Source organism: Methylobacterium sp. WL103, from assembly GCF_008039885.1.
Lineage (GTDB): Bacteria > Pseudomonadota > Alphaproteobacteria > Rhizobiales > Beijerinckiaceae > Methylobacterium > Methylobacterium cerastii.
In genome coordinates this window covers 1-1,474 of record NZ_VRUX01000829.1, presented here as the reverse complement: position 1 = coordinate 1,474, position 1,474 = coordinate 1, and the positions used below count along the sequence as shown (strand labels likewise).

The following is a 1,474-nucleotide window of genomic DNA, read 5'->3' as shown; positions in this document are numbered from 1 at the left end:
GCGCGAGCCGGCCGGCCTCCGGCGGCGAGGCGAGCTCGCGCTACCGCGGCGCGCAGGGGCTGAGCCCCGATTTCATCGCCAAGCTCGAGAAGCAGTTCGGCTTCGACAAGCCGGCGCCCGAGCGCTTCGCCAAAATGCTCTGGGACTACGTCCGCTTCGATTTCGGGCGCAGCTACTTTCGCGACGTCACCGTCATCGAGCTGATCAAGGAGCGGTTGCCGGTCTCGATCTCGCTGGGGCTGTGGATGACGCTGCTGTCCTACGCGATCTCGATCCCGCTCGGCATCCGCAAGGCGGTCTCGGACGGGGCGCGCTTCGACCGCTGGACCTCGTTCGTCGTGATCGTCGGCTACTCGGTGCCCGGGTTCATGTTCGGGCTGATGCTGATCATCCTGTTCTCCGGCGGGTCGTTCTTCCAGTGGTTCCCCTTGCGCGGCCTGACCAGCGAAGGCTGGGAGACGTTCACGACTTGGCACAAGGTCACCGACTACGCCTGGCACATGGTGCTGCCGCTGACCGCGCTGGTGATCGGCGCCTTCGCGACCTCGACCCTGCTCACCAAGAACTCGTTCCTCGACGAGATCCGCAAGCAATACGTGCTCACCGCGCGGATGAAGGGCAATTCCGAGCGACGCGTGCTCTACGGCCACGTCTTCCGCAACGCGATGCTGATCGTGATCGCGGGCTTTCCCGGCGCCTTCATCTCGGCCTTCTTCACCGGCTCGCTGCTGATCGAGACGATCTTTTCGCTCGACGGCCTCGGCGAGCTCTCGTTCCGGGCGATCGTCGGGCGCGACTACCCGGTGGTGTTCGCGACCCTGTACATCTTCTCGCTGCTCGGGCTCGCGGTGAACCTGCTCTCCGACCTGATCTACGTCTGGATCGACCCGCGCATCGACTTCTCCGCCCGGGCCACCTGAGCGGTCCTCACGTCAGCGGCGACCAAGCCTCGGGCAGCCCGATGCTGGAGACGGCCTCGGCGATGTGGTCGGGGCCGCCCTTCGGCGGCCAGTGCCCGGAGCCCTGCGCCGCCCGGCGAAGGGACGCCCGCTCCTCCAGGCTGGGGAAGCCCCAAACGTGGGTGATCCGCGGTGCGCCGTCGAGGGCGTACATGTTGATCACGAGGTGGTCCGTGTAGGGCTTGGCCGGCGGGACCGCGGCCTCCCAGGCGTCCAGCGTGGGCGGCAGGCCGCCGGGCTTCAGACGGTAGGTGCGGAACTCGTAGACGGCGCCGCGCGCCCCGGTCCGCACCGGCGGCAGGAACGGGAAGGCCGCGTAGCTGTCCATCTCCAAGGCGGTGACGACGGCGCCGGCATGGAACGGGTTCGCGCTGGTCAGGGCGCGGCGGCGCTCGGCGCTCATGTCCTCGGGCGCCTCGAAGCCGCGCAGGATCAGGAGCCGGCCGAGCATCCCGATCTCCGTGCGCCAGCTTCCGAGCAGCGTGCCGCCGGCCTCGGGCGCGCCGACCCAGGCG

At 68.9% G+C, this 1,474-nt stretch carries 2 protein-coding genes; one reads left to right on the top strand and one right to left on the bottom strand.

Features of this window, described 5'->3' with window-relative positions; translation table 11 throughout:
• Positions 1-920: microcin C ABC transporter permease YejB (yejB, locus tag FV222_RS25870; protein ID WP_147815989.1), on the top strand; the 920-nt coding region annotated here is incomplete at its 5' end.
• 7 nt (positions 921-927) lie between these two features.
• Here the strand turns inward: yejB and FV222_RS25865 are convergent.
• Positions 928-1,474 (bottom strand): NIPSNAP family protein (locus FV222_RS25865; RefSeq protein WP_147815988.1); only part of this gene is annotated, 547 nt, incomplete at its 5' end.